This window comes from Agromyces sp. Root81 (assembly GCF_001429165.1).
Lineage (GTDB): Bacteria > Actinomycetota > Actinomycetes > Actinomycetales > Microbacteriaceae > Agromyces.
In genome coordinates this window covers 1,252,272-1,270,926 of sequence record NZ_LMIR01000002.1, presented here as the reverse complement: position 1 = coordinate 1,270,926, position 18,655 = coordinate 1,252,272, and the positions used below count along the sequence as shown (strand labels likewise).

16 protein-coding genes are annotated in these 18,655 nt (G+C 70.5%); 9 read left to right on the top strand and 7 right to left on the bottom strand.

The window, feature by feature from the left end; all coding sequences use genetic code 11:
- The first annotated feature begins 24 nt into the window (after window positions 1–24).
- Window positions 25–2,193 carry an ATP-dependent Clp protease ATP-binding subunit gene (locus tag ASE14_RS11045; RefSeq protein WP_200953307.1) on the top strand — a complete coding sequence of 723 codons (2,169 nt, stop codon included), beginning with the start codon at window positions 25–27 and terminating at the stop codon, window positions 2,191–2,193.
- A gap of 81 nt (window positions 2,194–2,274) precedes the next feature.
- On the opposite strand, the gene ASE14_RS11040 is transcribed toward ASE14_RS11045, so the two are convergent.
- Window positions 2,275–3,549 carry an MFS transporter gene (locus ASE14_RS11040; protein WP_235511246.1) on the bottom strand — a complete coding sequence of 425 codons (1,275 nt, stop codon included), beginning with the start codon at window positions 3,547–3,549 and terminating at the stop codon, window positions 2,275–2,277.
- Between the two features lie 131 nt (window positions 3,550–3,680).
- On the opposite strand from ASE14_RS11040, the gene ASE14_RS11035 reads away from it, so the two are divergent.
- The 5 genes from ASE14_RS11035 to ASE14_RS11015 all read left to right on the top strand — a co-directional run bounded on the left by ASE14_RS11035 (window position 3,681) and on the right by ASE14_RS11015 (window position 9,383).
- A complete protein-coding gene (locus tag ASE14_RS11035; RefSeq protein WP_056654624.1) occupies window positions 3,681–4,172 on the top strand; it encodes a hypothetical protein in 492 nt (163 codons plus the stop codon).
- 240 nt (window positions 4,173–4,412) lie between these two features.
- Window positions 4,413–6,146, top strand: a complete 1,734-nt coding sequence (locus ASE14_RS11030) for a S8 family serine peptidase (protein ID WP_235511241.1) — start codon at window positions 4,413–4,415, stop codon at window positions 6,144–6,146.
- A gap of 115 nt (window positions 6,147–6,261) precedes the next feature.
- Window positions 6,262–7,833 carry a carboxylesterase/lipase family protein gene (locus ASE14_RS11025; RefSeq protein ID WP_056654622.1) on the top strand — a complete coding sequence of 524 codons (1,572 nt, stop codon included), beginning with the start codon at window positions 6,262–6,264 and terminating at the stop codon, window positions 7,831–7,833.
- 30 nt (window positions 7,834–7,863) lie between these two features.
- Window positions 7,864–8,913 carry a zinc-dependent alcohol dehydrogenase family protein gene (locus tag ASE14_RS11020; protein WP_056654621.1) on the top strand — a complete coding sequence of 350 codons (1,050 nt, stop codon included), beginning with the start codon at window positions 7,864–7,866 and terminating at the stop codon, window positions 8,911–8,913.
- Window positions 8,910–9,383 (top strand): heme-degrading domain-containing protein, encoded by a 474-nt coding sequence (locus ASE14_RS11015; protein WP_056654620.1) that lies wholly within the window; start codon window positions 8,910–8,912, stop codon window positions 9,381–9,383. The genes ASE14_RS11020 and ASE14_RS11015 overlap by 4 nt, the downstream gene beginning before the upstream one ends.
- A 60-nt stretch (window positions 9,384–9,443) precedes the next feature.
- Here ASE14_RS11015 and ASE14_RS11010 read toward each other — a convergent pair whose 3' ends face one another.
- Window positions 9,444–9,950, bottom strand: a complete 507-nt coding sequence (locus ASE14_RS11010) for a MarR family winged helix-turn-helix transcriptional regulator (RefSeq protein WP_056654619.1) — start codon at window positions 9,948–9,950, stop codon at window positions 9,444–9,446.
- Window positions 9,951–10,095: 145 nt separating this feature from the next.
- Between ASE14_RS11010 and ASE14_RS11005 the strand changes: the two genes are divergently transcribed.
- Window positions 10,096–11,358: an MFS transporter gene (locus ASE14_RS11005; RefSeq protein ID WP_056654618.1), complete on the top strand. Its 1,263-nt coding sequence runs from the start codon at window positions 10,096–10,098 to the stop codon at window positions 11,356–11,358.
- 84 nt (window positions 11,359–11,442) lie between these two features.
- Here ASE14_RS11005 and ASE14_RS11000 read toward each other — a convergent pair whose 3' ends face one another.
- Window positions 11,443–12,036 carry a nitroreductase family protein gene (locus ASE14_RS11000; RefSeq protein ID WP_056654617.1) on the bottom strand — a complete coding sequence of 198 codons (594 nt, stop codon included), beginning with the start codon at window positions 12,034–12,036 and terminating at the stop codon, window positions 11,443–11,445.
- 236 nt (window positions 12,037–12,272) lie between these two features.
- On the opposite strand from ASE14_RS11000, the gene ASE14_RS10995 reads away from it, so the two are divergent.
- Both ASE14_RS10995 and ASE14_RS10990 read left to right on the top strand, forming a co-directional pair.
- Entirely contained in the window at window positions 12,273–12,827 is a 555-nt protein-coding gene (locus tag ASE14_RS10995; protein ID WP_056654616.1) for a TetR/AcrR family transcriptional regulator, read from the top strand.
- A 136-nt stretch (window positions 12,828–12,963) separates the two neighbouring features.
- Complete coding sequence (locus ASE14_RS10990; RefSeq protein WP_056654615.1) at window positions 12,964–14,475, top strand: APC family permease; 1,512 nt, start codon at window positions 12,964–12,966, stop codon at window positions 14,473–14,475.
- An 81-nt stretch (window positions 14,476–14,556) separates the two neighbouring features.
- Here ASE14_RS10990 and ASE14_RS10985 read toward each other — a convergent pair whose 3' ends face one another.
- From ASE14_RS10985 to ASE14_RS10970, 4 genes are all read right to left on the bottom strand, one after another.
- A complete protein-coding gene (locus ASE14_RS10985; protein WP_056656229.1) occupies window positions 14,557–15,630 on the bottom strand; it encodes a low specificity L-threonine aldolase in 1,074 nt (357 codons plus the stop codon).
- Between the two features lie 108 nt (window positions 15,631–15,738).
- On the bottom strand, window positions 15,739–16,764 hold the full coding sequence (locus ASE14_RS10980; protein ID WP_369816496.1) for an ABC transporter permease: 1,026 nt from the start codon (window positions 16,762–16,764) through the stop codon (window positions 15,739–15,741).
- A gap of 104 nt (window positions 16,765–16,868) precedes the next feature.
- Window positions 16,869–17,753: an ABC transporter ATP-binding protein gene (locus tag ASE14_RS10975; RefSeq protein ID WP_056654613.1), complete on the bottom strand. Its 885-nt coding sequence runs from the start codon at window positions 17,751–17,753 to the stop codon at window positions 16,869–16,871.
- A 135-nt stretch (window positions 17,754–17,888) separates the two neighbouring features.
- Window positions 17,889–18,365, bottom strand: a complete 477-nt coding sequence (locus ASE14_RS10970) for an Lrp/AsnC family transcriptional regulator (RefSeq protein WP_056656226.1) — start codon at window positions 18,363–18,365, stop codon at window positions 17,889–17,891.
- Between the last annotated feature and the right edge of the window lie 290 nt (window positions 18,366–18,655).

Genomic DNA, 18,655 nt, shown 5'->3' with positions numbered 1-18,655 from the left:
AAGTTTTGAACGAAGGGAGAGCCTGTGGCCAACATGCAGGGTGCGCCGAGCACGCAGGAAGAGCAGAAGTCGGCGCTCGAACAGTACGGCGTCAACCTCACCGAGATCGCGAAGGCGGGCAAGCTCGACCCCGTGATCGGGCGGGACTCCGAGATCCGCCGCGTCAGCCAGGTGCTCACGCGGCGCACGAAGAACAACCCTGTGCTCATCGGCGAACCCGGCGTCGGCAAGACCGCCGTGGTCGAAGGGCTCGCCCAGCGCATCGTCGCGGGCGACGTCGCCGAGTCGCTGAAGGGCAAGCAGCTCATCTCGCTCGACATCTCCGCGCTCGTCGCCGGTGCGATGTACCGCGGCCAGTTCGAGGAGCGGCTGAAGGCCGTGCTCAAGGAGATCAACGACGCCGAGGGCGAGATCATCACCTTCGTCGACGAGCTGCACCTGCTCATGGGCGCCGGTGGTGGCGAGGGATCCGTCGCGGCATCCAACATGCTGAAACCCATGCTCGCCCGCGGCGAGCTGCGGCTCATCGGCGCGACCACGCTCAACGAGTACCGCGAATACATCGAGAAGGATGCCGCGCTCGAACGCCGCTTCCAGCAGGTGTACGTCGGCGAACCGAGCGTCGAAGACACGATCGCGATCCTCCGCGGCCTCAAGGGGCGCTACGAAGCGCACCACGGGGTCACGATCTCCGATGCGGCCCTCGTCGCCGCGGCGTCCCTGTCGAACCGGTACATCTCGGCTCGGCAGCTGCCCGACAAGGCGATCGACCTCGTCGACGAGGCCATGTCGCGCCTCAAGATGGAGATCGATTCGAGTCCCGTCGAGATCGACCAGCTGAAGCGCCAGGTCGACCGCATGAAGCTCGAGGAGCTCGCCCTCAAGAAGGAGAAGGACGACGCGTCGAAGGAGCGGCTCGCGAAGCTGCGCGAGACGCTCGTCGAGCACGAACGCGAACTCGCCGGGCTCGAGGCCCGCTGGGCGCGCGAGCGGATGTCGCTGAACCGGGTCGGCGACCTGAAGAAGCAGCTCGACGACGCGGTCACGCAGCGCGACCGCGCCATGCGCGAGGCCGACTACGCGAAGGCCTCCAAGCTCGAGTACGAGACGATCGCCCGGCTGCAGCGCGACCTCGTCGAGGCCGAACAGGCCGAGCAGGCTCCCGACGAGCCGCGCATGGTCAACGAGCAGGTCACCGAGGAGGACATCGCGCAGGTCATCGCGGCCTGGACCGGCATCCCCGTCGGCCGACTGCTGCAGGGCGAGACCGAGAAGCTGCTGCACCTCGAGCAGGAGCTCGGCAAGCGCCTCATCGGCCAGAAGCGCGCCGTCGCGGCGGTCGCCGACTCGGTTCGCCGTTCGCGCGCCGGTATCAGCGACCCGAACCGGCCGACCGGATCCTTCCTGTTCCTCGGCCCGACGGGCGTCGGCAAGACCGAGCTCGCGAAGGCGCTCGCCGAGTTCCTCTTCGATGACGAGCACGCCATGGTGCGCATCGACATGTCGGAGTACGGCGAGAAGTTCTCGGTCTCCCGGCTCGTCGGCGCGCCCCCCGGGTACGTCGGCTACGACCAGGGCGGTCAGCTCACGGAAGCCGTGCGTCGGCGCCCGTACTCGGTGATCCTCTTCGACGAGGTCGAGAAGGCGCACCCCGAGGTGTTCGACGTGCTGCTGCAGGTGCTCGACGACGGTCGGCTCACCGACGGCCAGGGCCGCACGGTCGACTTCAGGAACACCATCCTGATCCTCACGTCGAACCTCGGCTCGCAGTACCTCGTCGACCCGAGCCTCAGCTGGGACGAGAAGGAGCAGGCCGTGCTGCAGGCCGTGCGGCAGTCGTTCAAACCCGAGTTCGTGAACCGGCTCGACGACATCGTCGTCTTCTCCGCGCTCAGCGAGGAGGAGCTCGGCGAGATCGTCAACCTCTACATCGACCGGCTCTCGGCGCGGCTGCACGAGCGGCGGCTCCAGCTCGGCGTCACCCCCGACGCCCGGGCGTGGCTCGCCGAACGCGGGTACGACCCGCTGTACGGCGCGCGCCCGCTGCGCCGGCTCATGCAGCACGAGATCGACGACCGGCTCGCCCGGGCGCTGCTCACGGGCGAGGTGCGCGACGGCGACACCGTCGTGGTCGGGCTCGCCGACGATGGTGACTCGCTCTCGGTGGCGCGAGCTGACGTCCCGGTCGAATAGGCGCCGTCGACGCGGCATCCGCTCAGTGATTCGAGCGGATGCCGCGCCGCGCTGTGCGCCCGCGGAGCGACGCGTCGACCGTCAGTCGACGGCGACGCCGCTCTCGGATTCGGGGGCGCGCACGCCGTTCGCGCTCGCCGGGATGCGGCGCTCGAGGGCGAGGGCGAGCGCGCCGATGCCGAGACAGCCGAGGACCATGATGGCGATGTACACGGCGTCGAGATCGTGGCCGAGCAGCAGGCCCGCGGCGATCGGCCCGGCGATGGCTCCGCCCTGGAACGCTGCCGAGTTGATCGCGTTGTAGCGGCCGCGGTTGTGATCGGAGGCGAGGTCGTTGTAGATCGCGGGCACCGTCGGCTGCAGCAGGGTCTCGCCGAACGCGAAGACGCCCATGAAGGCGATCACGCCGATCGCCGCCGCGAGCGAATCGGGCAGCAGCCCGGCGGCGCCGAGGATGAGCCACGAGAGCGCCCAGACCCCGGCCATGACCCACATCACGCGGGTGCGGCGCCTGCCGCTGATCTTCGCCAGCACGGTGAACTGCAGCAGCACGATGACCGCCGTGTTCACGGCGAACGCGAAGCCGATGACGCGCGTCGAGACCTCGGCCACCTGCCGCGCGTAGGCCGGGAAGCCGGCCTCCATCTGGCCGTAGCCGATGAACATGGCGATGAACGTGAGGAGCGTGAGCCACAGCACGGCCGGCTGCCGGAGGATCTCGCGATAGCCGCCGGCCGCAGCGGACTCCTCGGTCGGCTCGGAATGCGAGCGCACATTGCGCAGCGGCCCGAGCAGCAGCGCCATGGGGATGAGGCTGCTCGCCGCGTCGATGAGGAAGATCACGGTGAACGTCTCGGGCGAATCGACGTCGATGTAGAACCCGCCGATGATGCCGCCGACGCCGATGCCGAGGTTCACGAGCGCGAAGTTCACGCCGAAGTACTGCTGTCGGAGGTCGCCGGAGACCACCGCGGCGATGAGCGCGTTGAACCCCGGCCAGGAGACGCCGAAGTTCACGCCGATCAGCACGAGGCCGACGGCCGCGACCGCGGGGCTGGTGGCGAACGCGAGCAGGGTGCAGCCGGCGATCATCGCGACGAGCCCGACGAGGAGCACGGCCTTCGCGCCGAAGCGGTCGATGAGCGTGCCGCCCGGGCCGGTCACGATGAGTCCGACGATCGCGATGAGGCTCATCAGTGCGCCGGAGAGCCCGAGGTCGAATCCCCGCACCTCGTGCAGGTAGATGATCGTGAACGGCAGGGTCAGCCCGCGGCCGAGCGTCTGGATGGCGACCGTCGAGAGCAGCCACCGTCCTTCGGTGGGAAGGGCACTCCAGAACGTCCTCGCGCTGATCACTTCAGTATTCTGTTGCACCCGACCGACAGCGCAGCACCACGAGGTCCGCACGACGCCCCGACGAGGTCTTCCGCCGCTGCGGCTCGCGGGGCTAGTGTGGCGACAGCAGTGATGATCCCGGGGGAGGCGACATGTCTGCAGCAAACGGAGACGAGATCGGCGAGGTCGTGCTGACGCACGGACAGCGACGCGGCATCCGGCTCATCGGATTGGCCGGCGTCGTCGGCGGCATCCTGTTGATCGTCGTGGCCATCCTCGCCTGGATCGGGGTCTCGAACCAGCTCAGGGCCGAGAACATCACGATCCCCGACGACTCGCCGTACTTCGCGGGCAAGACCGTCGACGGACCGATCGACGCCTTCATCCAGGCCGGCGTCATCAACGCCCACGCGCTCGAGGCGAGCGGCGGCAAGACGTACGCCGAGCTCGACCAGGACGACCCCGTGCGCGAGACCGTGATGAACGCGTCGTTCCTGCGGGCCTCGCTCTTCACCTCGGTCGTCTCGTTCGGCGTCGCCCTGTTCGCGGCGGGGGTCGGCGTGATCTTCGTGCTCTTCGGTTGGGCGCTGCGCATGCTCGTGCCGTCACCGGCACGAACGTCGGCGAGAGCCACGGCAGGCTGAGACGGCTTGCGGGCCCGCGCCGCGATCGGCGCCGTGGGCTCGCACATGCGGTCGGAATCGCCATCAGCGCGCGCACATCCTGCGCGCTGATCGGCGTGCGCGCCGGTCTTCGCACGATCGAAATCACCCCCTTGTCCACGCTCGTCGCGCCGTGGCAGGATCGCGCTCAACATGTCTCGTGAATGGAGCGTCATGCGCAGGTTTCGAACGATCGCCGCAACATCCGCACTCGCTTTGACCATGACGGCCCTCGCCGCCACGTCGGCCGGTGCCGCGACCTCGACCGGAGGCGAGGTGACCGGGGAACAGGAGTACGTGGTGCTCTTCGCCGAAGGCACCCCGAGTGAGGCCGCGCACGCCGCGGTCGCCGCGGCGGGCGGCACCATCGTCAGTGAGAACACGGATGTCGGCGTCGCCACCGTGGTCACGACCGCCTCGGACTTCTCCGAGGTCGCCGCCGGACAGGGGGTGATCGAGGGCACCGCGCAGAACCGTGTCATCGCCGATGTGCCCGCGGCACGCACCGCCGCCGGTGACGCCAAGAAGTTCGACGCCGCCGAATCCGAGGTGCGCGCCGCGGGGGCCGGGGCATCCGCCGCGAAGCAGAACGCGGGCGGCAACGGCAACGGCAACGGCAAGGGCAAGCCCGCCGCGGAGCCGCTCGCATCGCTGCAGTGGGACATGCAGGCGATCGGCGCGACCGTCGACGGCTCCTACAAGTGGGAGAAGGGGCGCAAGGGCGTGCTCGTCGGCGTCATCGACACCGGCGTCGACGGCTCGCACCCCGACATCGCCCCCAACTTCAACGCCGAGCTCAGCCGCAACTTCACCGTCGACATCCCGTTCGACGCGAACGGCGACCCGATCGACGGGCCGTGCGAAGAGGAAGCCGACCAGTCCTGCGAGGACGCCGCCGACGTCGACGAAGACGGTCACGGCACGCACGTCGCCTCGACCATCGGCGCCCCCATCAACGGCATCGGCATCGCGGGCGTGGCACCCGAGGTCTCGCTCGTGAACCTCCGCGCCGGGCAGGACTCGGGATACTTCTTCCTTCAGCCGTCGCTCGACGCGCTGACGTACGCCGGCAAGGTCGGCGTCGACGTCGTCAACATGAGCTACTACATCGACCCGTGGCTCTTCAACTGCTCGAGCCACCCCGCCGATTCCGCCGAGGACCAGGCCGAGCAGCGCACGATCGTCGAGGCCATGCAGCGCGCGCTCGACTTCGCCCGCAACCGCGGGGTGACGCTCGTCTCGGCCGCCGGCAACGGCGCGACCGACTACACGAAGGTCATGACCGACGCGTCGAGCCCCGACTTCGCCGATGTGGAAGGCGAGGTCGCGTACACGCGCGACCTGCTCGACCCCGCGAGCTGCGTCTCGACGCCCTCCGAGGGCGACGGCGTCATCTCGGTGTCGAGCATCGGCCAGTCGGGCCGCAAGGCGTACTACTCCGACTACGGCAACGGCTACGTGGATGTCGCGGCCCCGGGTGGCGACGTCTACGACACGCCCGCGAACACGCGCGACATCACCAAGGCGACGCTCGCGGCGTACCCGAAGGCCCTCGCCGAGGCGAACGGCGAGATCGACGCCGACGGCAACCCGACGGTGGAGTACGTCGTGAAGAGCTGCGACGCGGCGGGCACCACCTGCGGGTACTACCAGTACCTGCAGGGAACGTCGATGGCCTCGCCGCACGCGGCCGGCGTCGCGGCGCTCATCGTGAGCAAGTACGGCCTGCCCGACGTCATCCGCGGCGGCAGGTACCTGCCGCCGGCCGTCGTCGAGACGGTGCTCACGAAGAGCGCGGTCGACACGGCGTGCCCCGTGCCGGCCGAGTTCACCTACACGCGGAACCTGCCGAGCGGTTCGACCGTGACCGCCACGCACACCTGCGAGGGGAGCACCACGAACAACGGCTTCTTCGGAACCGGCGTGGTGAACGCCCGCACGGCGATCGGACACTGATCGCTCGATGACACGACGGGGCCGGGCTGTGCTGGAGCAGCCCGGCCCCGTCGCGTTCACGCGCGGTTCGACGAACGGCGGCGGGTGTTCACTCGACGGGCGTAGGCTCCGGCACATGCTGGTGGGGGCTGGAGTGGGAGCCGAACGCGCTCTCGTCGTCGAGACGGAGACGGGCGCGGTGCGCGGGGTGCGCCGTCACGGTGTGCGCTGCTGGCGGGGCATCCCGTACGCGGCATCGACCGGGGGCGAGCTCCGCTTCCGGGCACCGCGCGCGGCGGCGGGGTGGGACGGCGTGCGCGATGCCGCCGAGTTCGGCCCCGTGGCGCCGCAGAAGCGGAAGGGGCAGTTCATCGGCGCTGCGCCGGGCCTCGCGCGCAGCGAGGACTGCCTGAGTGTCAACGTGATCGCGCCCGACGATGCGATCGGGGCGGTGGGGCCGGCGGGACGACCGGTCATGGTGTTCATCCACGGGGGCGCCTACAGCGTGGGCTCGTCGGGGGAGTACCCGAGGCAGGGGGAGCGGCTCGCGCGCGCGCACGGGATCGTCTACGTCAGCCTGAACTACCGCCTCGGGGCGCTCGGTTGGCTCGACTTCCGCGCGTACTCGCGGCCAGAGCGCCCGATCGAGGCGAACCTCGGCCTGCGCGACCAGGTCGCCGCACTCGAATGGGTGCGCCGCAACATCCGCTCGTTCGGCGGTGATCCCGACCGCGTGACGCTCTTCGGCGAGTCCGCCGGCGCGAACTCGGTGACGACGCTGCTCACGGTGCCCGCCGCCGAGGGCCTGTTCTCCCGCGCGATCGCGCAGAGCTCGCCCGCGAACGCCGTGTACCTTCCCGAGACGACGGCGCGATGGGCCGGCGAGTACGTGCAACTGCTCAGCCGCGTGGTCGACGACGACGACCTCGAGAGCGAGTCGGTCGAGGATGCCGCGGCGATGCTGTGCACCGCCGACGCGATGCTGCTCGCCGAGGCGACGACGGCCCTCACGATCCGCACCCCCGACGAGGATCCCGGGACCATCAGCCTCGCCCCGGTCGTCGACGGGGAGTTCCTGCCGCACCGCCCGCTCGACGCATTCCGCGACGGGCTCGCGCACCGGGTGCCGCTCATCATCGGCACCAACGACCGCGAGGGCTCGCTCTTCGAGGGGCGCATCAGCATCCTGCCGACGACGAAGCCGCGCATCCGTGCGATCTTCGCGAACACGCGGAAGCGCTCGCGCAAGGCGATCAAGCGCCAGTATCCTGGGTTGCCCGAGCGGCGGCCCGCTGCCGACTTCGCCGGCGACTTCACGTTCTGGTTCCCGACCGTGAAGCTGGCCGAACGGCATTCACGGTACGCGCCGACCCACATGTACCGGTTCGATGCGGCCCCGCGGATGCCGCGGCTCCTCGGCCTCGACGCCACGCACGGCCTCGAACTCTTCGCGCTCTTCGAGAAGTTCGACACCCTGACGGGCGCCGGGCTCACCATGCTCGGCGGGCGGCGCATGTTCCGTGCGGTCGGACGGCGCATGCAGGCGCACTGGGCGGGCTTCGCGGCATCCGCTCGGCCGCTCGACGACTGGCCCCGCTACGACGAGGTGGCGAGGCGCACGCTCGTCTTCGACCGGGGCGACCGCGTCGAGCTCGACCCGCGCAGCGAGAAGCGGCTCGCGTGGCAGGAGTTCGTGCCGCACGTGTGAGGCGCCGCGCGTGCCGCGTAGGCTCGGTGCATGCTCGCCACCGTCATCCACGCGCCCCGTGACATCCGTGTCGAAACCGTTCCGGACCCGGTGCTCTCCACCGGCGGCGACGCCATCGTGAAGGTCGTCGCGTCGTGCGTCTGCGGCTCCGACCTCTGGCCGTACCGCGGAGTGACGCCCACCGCCGAGCCGCACCGCATCGGGCACGAGTTCATCGGCGTCGTCGAGGCGATCGGCGAGGATGTCACGGCGATCGCGGTCGGCGACTTCGTGATCGCCCCCTTCTACGTGTGCGACAACACGTGCGTGAACTGCCGCAACGGCGTCTCGACCTCGTGCCTGAACGGCGGATGGTGGGGCTCCGACGACCGGGTCGGCTCGTTCGCCGACGGCGGTCAGGGCGAGCGCGTGCGGGTGCCGCTCGCCGACGGCACGCTCGTGGTCGTGCCCGGCCCGGTGCGCGACGACGAGGTGCCGGGCCTCCTCACGCTCGCCGACGTGATGGGCACCGGCCACCACGCCGCCGTCTCCGCAGGCGTCTCCACGGGCGACTCCGTCGCCGTCGTGGGCGACGGCGCCGTCGGCCTCTGCGCGATCATCGCGGCGAAGCGGCTCGGGGCGACGACGATCATCGCGATGTCGCGGCATCCCGAGCGGCAGGCGCTGGCTCGCCGGTTCGGTGCCACTCACGTGGTGGCCGAGCGCGGTGACGAGGGCGTCGCCCGGGTGCAGGAGCTCACCGGGGGGATCGGCGCAGATCGCGTGCTCGAGTGCGTCGGCACGAAGGAGTCGATGGACCAGGCGATCCGCAGCGCCCGCCCCGGCGGCATGGTCGGCTACGTCGGCGTGCCGAACGGCGGGCCCGAGCTGCCGGTGCGCCCGCTCTTCAACCGGAACGTCGGCGTGAACGGCGGTGTGGCCCCGGTGCGCGGCTACATCGAGGAGCTGCTGCCCGACGTGCGCTCGGGCGCGATCGAGCCCGGGCTCGTGTTCGACCTCGAGCTCCCGCTCGCCGACGCCGCAGCGGCCTACGCCGCGATGGACGAGCGGCGCGCGACGAAGGTGCTGCTGCGCCCATGAGCGAACTCCTCGAACGGCTCGTCGCCGAAGCATCCGAACTGCAGTTCGACCGGTTCACCCTCGACGACGCCTGGGCGCTCGGAGGGCGGCTCCGAGCCGCCGCCGCAGAGGCGGGGCATCCGGTCGCGATCGCGATCTGGTTCGGCTCGCAGCGGGTGTTCCATGCCGCCCTGCCCGGCGCGACCGCCGACAACGACGCGTGGCTCGATCGCAAGCACCGCGTCGTCGAACGGTACGGACGGGCCTCGATGCTCGTCGGCGAGGAGTTCCGCGCGAAGGGCGAGGACTTCGACGTGCACGCCCGCCTCGACCCGCGGGAGTTCGCGGCGCACGGCGGAGTCGTGCCGATCCGGATCCGCGGGGTCGGGGTCATCGGGGCCGTCGGCGTGTCGGGGCTGCCCGAGCTCGCCGATCACGAACTCGTCGTCGAGCAGCTGCGTGCGCACCTGCGGGGGCAGGGCGCCGGCTGACGAGTCGGTGATGCCGGCGACGGCATCTCGCATCTCAGTTCGCGGGGCCGTCGTATGCGGTCAGGCGTCGATGTCGTCGAGGCGCGCGATGACGACTTCGAGGAGGCGGGCGAGCTCCGCGCGCTCGGTGTCGCCGAGATCCTGCAGCACGTCGGACTCGACGACGTCGGAGTCGCGGATGGCCTGACTGAACAGCCCCCAGCCCTCCTCGGTGAGGCTCACGAGGATGCGGGTGCGGTTGTCGGGGTCGGCCGCGCGTTCGACGAGGCCGCGCTCGGCGAGCTTGTCGAGGCGATGCGTCATCGACGACGGCGCCACGTTCGTGAGCTCGGCGAGCTGGCTCGGCGTGAGCGCCTCGCCCGCCTTGGCGAGCGAGGTGACGACGGCCCATTCGCCCGAGCTCACGTCGAGGTCGGTGAGCTGCCTGACGTACCACTGGTCGAGCTTCTTCGTGAGGCCCTGCACGGCGGTGATCACCCGCTGCACGGACTCCTCGCCGCCCGCGGCGACGTAGGTCGCGACGGCGCGGCGGTGCAGTTCCTGCGCTGACGGGGTGCGTTTGGCCATACGGGAATTGTCGCATGCGAAGTTCGGTTGCTAATATTTCGATATCGAATAGTTCGTATTCGAATCATCGTCTCCCCTCCACCGTCGTCCGGGTGAGGCATCCGTCTCGTTCGAGACCATCGACTCCCGGAAAGGTGGCGTGCCCATGCGCGCGAAGCTGCTCATTCTCGCATCGAGCATCGGCATGCTCGGCTGGGGCGCCGTGCTCCCGTACCAGTACGCGTACGCAGCCGACACCCGCGGCTGGGGCGCGCTCATCGCGGCGGCGGCGTCGTCCCTCTTCTCTGTGGGCGCGCTCGTCGCCGCGCCGATCGCCGGGCGGCTGAGCGACCGATTCAACCCGGTGCACGTCGCCGTCGCCGCGCAGCTGCTCGGGGCGGCCGGGGCGGCCTCACTCGTCTTCGCCGACGACCCCGCCGTCTTCCTCGCCGGCATGCTCGTGTTCGGCCTCGGCCTCGCCGCCGCCGTTCCCGCCAAGCAGGTGCTCGCGCTCGAGTGGTCGTCGACCGGCGATCGGCGCAAGGTCTTCGCGTACAAGTTCACCGGAGAGGCGCTCGGCATGGCGGCCGGTGCGTTCCTCGCGGGGCAGATCATCGACCTCGGTCGGCACGACGGACTCGACGTCGGCTTCCTCATGGCAGCCGCGGGCTTCGTCGTCTCGTCGGCGATCATCGCGACCGCCGGCCGCGGGGCCCGGCGGAACGCCGAGTTCGCGGCCGAGACGGTCTCCGGCCTTGCCGACGAGCGACGGCCGGGTGCCTTCCGCCTGGTGTTCGCGAACCCGGCGCTCCGCTGGAGCGCGGTCGTCATGATCGCGCTCGCGCTCGGGTTCTACGCGCAGTTCGAGGCGGGCCTGCCCGCGTACGGCATCACGGTGCTCGAGGTGGACCCGGTCGCGGTCGGCACGGCGGCGGCCGTGAACTGCATCGTCATCGTCGCCCTGCAGGTCGTCGTGGTGCGCCTCACCGCGAAGGTCAGTGCGCCGGTCCTGCTCATGGCCGTCGGCGGCATCTGGGTGGCGGCGTGGCTGGTGCTCGCGAGTGCGCAGCTCGCGCCCGGCGTCGCATCGGCGATGTTCGTCATGACGTACGGCATCTTCGCGGTCGGCGAGACGATCTACAGTCCGGTGCTGAACCCGCTCATCGCCTCGCTCGCACGCAAGGGCATGGTCGGCAGCACGCTCGGCGCGATGTCGGCCCTGCAGACGGCGTTCACCGCGGCCGGCCCGCTCGTCGCGGGCGTGCTGCTCGGCGCCGGGCTCGGCGACGCGTTCCTCGGCATGCACCTCGCGCTGAGCGTGCTCGCGGTCTTCGCCGCGTGGCGCCTGAAGCGGGTGATCGCAGCGATGCCCGTGCGGTACGAGCCGCCGACACGGCCGATCTCGGTCGTCGACCCGGTCGACGCGTGAGGTGAGCGCCGCATGAGACGAGCGCCGCGAGTCGGGAGCCCGACTCGCGGCGCTCGTCTCGTCTCGCCGCGTGCGTGCTGGCGACTACTCGCCGACGAGCACGAGCTCCGAGAGGGGCTTGCGCAGGCGCGGGGCGCTCTCGCGCTCGCGGAGCGCGTCGGGCAGGGCGTTCACGTCGCCGAGCACGCCGATCGCCGTGATCGAGACGACCTCGAGTCCGTCGGGGAGGCCGAAGGCCGCACGGATCGTCTCGGCCTCGAAGCCGCCCATCTGGTGAGTGTGCAGCCCTTCGTGCTGGGCCTGCACGGTGAGGTGCGCGACCGCCTGGCCGAGGTCGTAGCGCGCCCACGGGCGGGGCTTGCCCTCGGCGTCGACCGTCTCGGCGATGTTCGCGATGAGCACGGCGGCGGAGTCGGCCCAGGCCTGGTTGAAGCCGAGCATCGCGCCGTGCACCTTCGCGAAGGCGTCGGTGCCGCGGCGGGCGACGATGAAGCGCCAGGGCTGCACGTTGTTCGCCGACGGCGCCCAGCGGGCGGCCTCGAGGATCGTGCGGATGACGTCGGGCTCGATCACCGCCGCGGGGTCGTACGCGCGCGGGCTGAAGCGCTCGACGAGGGGTGCGATCAGGGGCGCGTCGGTCTCGGCGCGGCGGGAGGTGATGTCGGTGATGAGGGTCATGCGCGTTCGGCTTTCACGAGGGGGACAAGTGCCGGGGCATCGTCGACCCGAGGGGTGCAACGCGTCGCGGCATCCGCTATTCCATGCACATGCATGATTCTCAGCGAGCTCGCGGGTTCGGGACCGCTCGTCTCGCTCAGGACCGCGGATGTCGGCGGTCCCGTGCGATACGAGCGGTCCCCAGCGCGCCTTCGGTCACGCGACGCGGCCGGTCGCCGCCCTCGTACGATGGGCTGATGATCACCCTCGAGGGCCCGGCCGCCCGAGTCCTCTCGGCGTACACGCATCTCATGGTCGAACGCGGCATCCGCGGCGCGACCCTCGAGGGCGTTGCGAGACGGGCCGGGCTGTCGAAGTCGGGCGCGTTGCACCACTTCGCCTCCGTGAGCGCGCTGCAGGCGGCCCTGTTCGTCGAGCTGCGGGCGCAGGCCCGTCGCGACGCCGACGTGATGCGCACCGCGCCCGAGGGCGCGGTGCGGTACTACATCGTGTCGTCGCTCGACCGCGACAGCGAGCTCGAACTCCTCATCGAGGCGGCCTATCGCATCGCGCAGACCGGCGATGACGCGGCCCTCGAGGTGCTCCGCGAGTGCCGGCGCGAGTGGCTCGAGGTGCTCGCCGCCGCGACGGGTGACGAGCGCCTCGCGCGCATGGTGCTGTTCGCGGGCGACGGCATGAACCACAACGCGCTCATGGACCTGCCGGCCGGCGAGGACGTGCTCACCGCCGAGCACGTCGAGGCGCTGATCGTCGCGTTCGAGGCGATGCAGTCCGCCGGCGCCGGGGCCTGAGAAGGTCCCGCGCGTTCGAGGCGACCGCGGCGAATCCGACCGACCGTCTAGTCGGTCGGCCCGGTGTAATGTTGGGCATCGCGCCTGCCGGCCCCGCCCGCATGCGTTCCGACACTCGAGGGCGAGAAGGTACCTGATGAGCACTCCAACGGCCGGCGCCGCACACGCCACCGATCCCGCGCCCACGAAGGGCCTCGCGATCGGCAAGCTCGGACTCTGGGGCTCGACCGTCATCGGCATCGCCTCGACCGCGCCCCTGTTCTCGCTCGCCGCGACCCTCGGCTACGTGATCCTCGCCGTGGGCGCCCAGGCGCCCGTCGCGTTCATCCTGGCCTTCGTGCCGATGCTGTTCACGGCCTTCGCCTACCGTGAGCTCAACAACGACGTGCCCGACTGCGGCACCGTGTTCACCTGGGCGGCGAAGGCCTTCGGCCCGCGCACCGGATGGATGGCCGGCTGGAGCATCGCCGTCGCCGGCGTGCTCGTCATGGCCAACCTCGCCGAGATCGCCTCGGTGTACCTGCTCAGCCTCATCGGCGACGGCTCGCTCGCCGAGGACCGCGTCATCGTGACGGCGTTCGGATGCCTCATCATCGCCGCCATGACGTGGGTCTCCCTGCGCGGTGTCGAGATCGGCGAGCGCATGCAGCAGGTGCTCCTCGTGATCCAGTACCTCGCGATGGCCGCGTTCGTCGTCGGATGCCTCATCGGCTACTTCAGCGGCAACGCCCCCGACGCGACTCCGGTGTCGCTCGACTGGTTCAACCCGTTCCTCGCCGACGGCACCGGCATGGTGCAGGCGATCCTGCTCGCGCTCTTCATCTACTGGGGCTGGGACACCTGCCTCGCCCTGACCGAGGAGACCAAGGACCCGCGTCGCACTCCGGGTCGCGCAGCCACGCTCACCACGGTGATCCTGCTGATCACGTACGTCGGCATCACCGTCGTCGCGATGATGTACGCCGGCCTCGGCGACACCGGCACGGGCCTCGCGAACGAGGCGAACGCCGACGACGTGTTCTCGGGTCTCGCCGCGATGGCGATGGGGCCGATGGGTTGGTTCCTCGTGATCGCGGTCGCGATCTCGGCGCTCTCCTCCTCGCAGACCACGATCCTCCCGACCGCCCGCGGCACCTTCGCCATGGGCGTCTACCAGGCGCTGCCCGCCCGCTTCGCGAAGGTGAGCGAGGCGTCGAAGACGCCGACCTTCTCGACGACCCTCGTCGGCGTCATCGCGATCGTCTACTACGCGGGGATGAACCTCGTCTCGACCGATGTGCTCGCCGACTCGCTGCTCTCGATGGGCCTCGCCATCGCCTTCTTCTACGCCATCGCGAGCTTCGCGTGCGTCTGGTACTTCCGCAGTACCCTCTTCGCCAGCCGGCGGAACGTGTTCTACCGTCTCGTCTTCCCGCTGCTCGGCGGATTGTTCATGGCGTGGGCGTTCGTGCAGTCGGCGATCGACATGCTCGACCCCGACTACGGCTACTCGCAGCTCGCCGGCGTCGGCGGCGCCTTCATCGTCGGCATCGGCTCGCTCCTGCTCGGCGTCGTGCTGATGTTCGTCTGGGCGCTGTTTCCGGGCTCGCGCGACTACTTCCAGAAGCGCTCGCTCAACCGCGACACCGAGGTGCTCGCGCCCGAGTAGGTCCGGGCGAGTGCCCGCCGCCCGGGCGACCCGGGCGAGTGCCCGCCGGCCGGGCGAGTGCCCGGCGCGACCCGATCCGCGCTATGCCGCGGCGAGCTCCTCGCGGATGCCCGCGACGAACGCGTCGATGTCGGCCTCGCTCGTGTCGAACGAGCACATCCAGCGCACCTCGCCGCGCGCGGCATCCCAGTCGTAGAAGCGGAATCGCTCGCGCAGCCGGTCGGCGACGCCCGCCGGCAGCGTCGCGAAGACGCCGTTCGACTGGGTCTCCTGCGTGAAGCAGAGTCCGGGCAGCTCGCCGGCCGCGATGCCGGCGTCGAGTGCGTCGCGCAGGCGCCGGGCCATCCCGTTCGCGTGGCGCGCGCTCTCGAGCCAGAGGTCGCCCTCGTAGAGCGCGATGAGCTGCGCCGAGGTGAAGCGCATCTTCGAGGCGAGCTGCATGTTGAGCTTGCGCAGGTACTTCAGGCCCACGGATGCCTCGGGGTTCAGCACCACGATCGCCTCGGCGCCGAGCGCGCCGTTCTTGGTGCCGCCGACGCTGACGACGTCGACGCCGGCGTCGCGCGTGAAGGCGCGGAGCGGGAGGTCGAGCGAGGCCGCAGCGTTCGAGAGGCGTGCGCCGTCCATGTGGAGCATCATGTCGCGCTCGTGCACGTGGTCGGCGATCGCGCGCACCTCGTCGGCGGTGTACGCCGTGCCGAGCTCGGTGGTCTGCGTGATCGACACGACGAGCGGCTGGGCGCGGTGCTCGTCGCCCCAGCCCCAGGCCTCGCGGTCGATGAGTTCGGTCGTGAGCTTGCCGTCGGCTGCGGGCACGGTGAGCAGCTTCATGCCGCCGACGCGCTCGGGGGCGCCGCCCTCGTCCGAGTTGATGTGCGCGGTGCTCGCCGAGATCACGGCGCCCCAGCGAGGCAGCATCGACTGCAGGCCCGTGACGTTCGCGCCCGTGCCGTTGAAGACGGGGAACGCCTCGATGCCCTCGCCGAAGTGCCGTGCGAAGACCTGCTGCAGGCGCTCGGTGTAGACGTCTTCGCCGTAGGCGACCTGGTGGCCGTCGTTGGCTGCGGCGATCGCCGCGAGCACCTCGGGGTGCACACCCGAGTAGTTGTCGGAGGCGAAGCCGCGGACGGTGGTGTCGTGGAGCTGTTCAGTCACTGAACCATCCTCGCACTGCCGGGCATGCTCACGCGTCTCGCCGCAGAACGAGCGGATGCCGCGGGCGACGTGCGCCCGCGGCATCCGCTCATTCGACTCAGCCGTGACTCAGCCCTTCAGCGCCTCGCCCCACGGCACGCGGGCGCCGGTCTTCAGCAGCGAGTTGCGGTAGATCCGCTCGCCGATCACGACCGCGAGCGCCGCCGTGGCCAGCAGGATCGCGAGCGAGACGAACGGCTCCCACCACTCGGCGCTGCCGAGGAAGACCCGCATCGGCATTCCGATGGGTGCCGAGAACGGCACGTAGCTCATGATCGCGAGCACGGTCGGGTTGTCGTTGAAGAAGATGACGAGGAAGTACGGGATCATCACGAGCATCGTCACGGGCGTCGTGACCGTGCCGATGTCCTCGGCGCGCGAGACGAGCGCCGCGCTCGCCGCGAAGAGGGCGGCGAGCATGACGAAGCCGATCGCGAAGAACACGATGAACCACACGACCGAGCTGCCGAGACCGCCGAGCAGCACGCGCTGCCCGGTGAGCATGAGCCCGAGGATCGCGAGCACCGCGATCGCGAGGATCTGCCCGAACGCGAGCACGCTGTTGCCGATCACCTTGCCAGTGAGCAACGCCCGCGCCGACACGGTCGACAGCAGGATCTCGACGACCCGCGTCTGCTTCTCTTCGACGACGGACTGCGAGATCGTCGTGCCGAAGGTGAGCGCCGACATGAGAAACACGATGCCGAAGCCGAAGGCCACGAAGTAGGCGAGCATGGGGTCGACCGCCGCCGGGTCGAGCAGTTCGACCGTCGGGCTCACCGAGAGGGCCGAGACGACCGAGTTCGGTGCCGACTCGAGGCCGAAGACGATGATGCCGAGCGGTTCGGATGCCGCGGGGGCCACGATCGCCTCGACGTCGCCGTCGCGCAGCAGCTGCACCGCGGCGTCCTGATCGGCGACGGGCACCGCCTCGAGGGCCGGGTTGCCCGCGACGACCTCCGTTGCCCCGCCGACCACGGCCACCTTCGGCAGCTCGGACTGGGATCCGAGGATGCCGCCGAGCAGGACCGAGGCGAGCACGGCGAGCATGAGCACGCCGGTCGAGATGAGGAACGCCTTGCTGCGCATGCGCATCGTGATCTCGCGGCCCGCGATGAGGGTGACGTTGTCGACGAAGCTCGGTGTGCGGCGCTCGCCGCCCGCCCGGTCGACGGTGCGCGATGTGCTCGTGTCGAGGCTCACAGCACGACCTCCTTGAAGATCTGGGCGAGCGTGGTGTGCTCGCGGGTGAAGCTGATGACGTCGCCCCGGGCGACCGCCTCGGCGAGGGCGGCCTGCCGGGCGGCATCCGTCTCGGCCTCGAAGACGGCCCAGCCGCCGTCGAAGTCGGCGACCCGGATGCCGGGCTGCTGCCGCAGCCAGCCGGCGTCTCCGGAGGTGAGCAGCTCCCACCGCTCGGAGCCGTGCTCGGTGCGCAGCGCGTCGCCGCTGCCGGCCGCGGCGATGCGCCCGCCGGCGATGATGACGAGGTCGTCGCAGAGGCGCTCGACGATGTCGAGCTGGTGCGAGGAGAAGAGCACGGGAGCACCGGATGCCGCGGCATCCGCCAGCACGCCCTGCACCGTCTCGACGGCCATCGGGTCGAGGCCGGAGAACGGCTCGTCGAGCACGAGCACCTCGGGGCGGTGCACGAGCGCCGCCGCGATCTGCGCCCGCTGCTGGTTGCCGAGCGAGAGCGACTCGATGGTGTCGTTCGTGCGCTCGCCGAGGCCGAGGCGCTCGAGCAGCTCGAGCGCGTTGCGGTGCGCGGCGGCCGCGCTCCAGCCGTGCAGCCGTGCCAGGTAGACGGTCTGCTCGAGCACGCGCATCTTGGGGTAGAGCCCGCGCTCCTCGGGCATGTAGCCGAAGCGGCGCCGGTCGGCGCTCGTCAGGGCCTCGCCATCGAGAGTGACGGTGCCGCCGTCGGAGGCGAGCACGCCGAGGACGATGCGCATCGTCGTGGTCTTGCCGGCGCCGTTGCCGCCGACGAATCCGGTGAGCCGGCCGTCGCCGACGGTGAAGCTCACGTGGTCGAGGGCGAGGCGCTCGCCGTAGCGCTTGGTGACGTCGTGGAGTTCGAGCATGCCCTCACGCTACGGATGTCGCGGGCTCGCGGCATCCGTCGTGCGGCGGGTTCTCGGACGCCTGCGCAGGTGCGCCTCCACCATGAGGGGGAGGCCGGACGGGATCAGGCGGCAGCCGGGGTCGAGCCGGCGCGCTCAGGCCGGGGCGGGGAGCGGGCGGGCCTCGAAGAGCGTGCTCAGCACGATCGTCGCGCGAACCTGTGCGGGAAGCGAGGTGCGCAGGCGCACGAGGAGCGCGGCGAGGTCGGCGGTCGTCGCCACGCGGGCGACGGCGAGGTGGCCGGCATCGCCCGAGATCGCGTAGCAGGACTCGATCTCGGGGTGGGAACCGAGTCGTGCGCCGAGGTCGAAGACCGCGGCGGGGTCGAGGACGGTGATCTCGAGGAAGGCCGACACCGGGAGCCCGACGGCCCCGGGGTCGATGAGGGCGCGGTAGCCGGTGATCGCGCCGCGCTGCTCGAGCCGCTGCACCCGCGACTGCACCGCGGAGGTCGAGAGCCCCGTGAGCGTCGACAGGGTCGCGAGCGTCGTCCGGCCGTCGGCGGCGAGCGCCGTGACGATGCGCAGGTCGATGTCGTTGTCGAGACGTGGTGTCGAGGTCGGCTCGCTCATGCGCTCCACGATAGTGCGCGCGACCCCACGGTCCTCGTGCACGGTTCGTCTCGCCCGATGCATGAGATAGGGTTCAGATGTTCAGCCTGGAGCAATGGAGCCCGGCTCGACCGACCTGAGGATCGAGCGACCCCCTCCGCGATGCGCGGCAGATGTGCTCCGGGTTGATTGTGATGCCATCCGTGTGGCAATTTTCCGATGAGAGCGCCTATCTCTCGGATTTTCGCCGTGCCCAGAAGGGATCATGCGGATTGTTGCCGTTCGGTAAATTCCGATACGAATCGTATCTT

Excerpts from the sequence above, each read along its gene's own strand:
- ASE14_RS11035 (WP_056654624.1), top strand. The coding sequence starts at position 3,681 with ATGTCTGCAGCAAACGGAGACGAGATCGGCGAGGTCGTGCTGACGCAC.
- ASE14_RS11030 (WP_235511241.1), top strand. The coding sequence starts at position 4,413 with ATGACGGCCCTCGCCGCCACGTCGGCCGGTGCCGCGACCTCGACCGGA.
- ASE14_RS11025 (WP_056654622.1), top strand. The coding sequence starts at position 6,262 with ATGCTGGTGGGGGCTGGAGTGGGAGCCGAACGCGCTCTCGTCGTCGAG.
- ASE14_RS11020 (WP_056654621.1), top strand. The coding sequence starts at position 7,864 with ATGCTCGCCACCGTCATCCACGCGCCCCGTGACATCCGTGTCGAAACC.
- ASE14_RS11015 (WP_056654620.1), top strand. The coding sequence starts at position 8,910 with ATGAGCGAACTCCTCGAACGGCTCGTCGCCGAAGCATCCGAACTGCAG.
- ASE14_RS11010 (WP_056654619.1), bottom strand. The coding sequence starts at position 9,950 with ATGGCCAAACGCACCCCGTCAGCGCAGGAACTGCACCGCCGCGCCGTC.
- ASE14_RS11005 (WP_056654618.1), top strand. The coding sequence starts at position 10,096 with ATGCGCGCGAAGCTGCTCATTCTCGCATCGAGCATCGGCATGCTCGGC.
- ASE14_RS11000 (WP_056654617.1), bottom strand. The coding sequence starts at position 12,036 with ATGACCCTCATCACCGACATCACCTCCCGCCGCGCCGAGACCGACGCG.
- ASE14_RS10995 (WP_056654616.1), top strand. The coding sequence starts at position 12,273 with ATGATCACCCTCGAGGGCCCGGCCGCCCGAGTCCTCTCGGCGTACACG.
- ASE14_RS10990 (WP_056654615.1), top strand. The coding sequence starts at position 12,964 with ATGAGCACTCCAACGGCCGGCGCCGCACACGCCACCGATCCCGCGCCC.
- ASE14_RS10980 (WP_369816496.1), bottom strand. The coding sequence starts at position 16,764 with ATGCGCATGCGCAGCAAGGCGTTCCTCATCTCGACCGGCGTGCTCATG.
- ASE14_RS10975 (WP_056654613.1), bottom strand. The coding sequence starts at position 17,753 with ATGCTCGAACTCCACGACGTCACCAAGCGCTACGGCGAGCGCCTCGCC.
- ASE14_RS10970 (WP_056656226.1), bottom strand. The coding sequence starts at position 18,365 with ATGAGCGAGCCGACCTCGACACCACGTCTCGACAACGACATCGACCTG.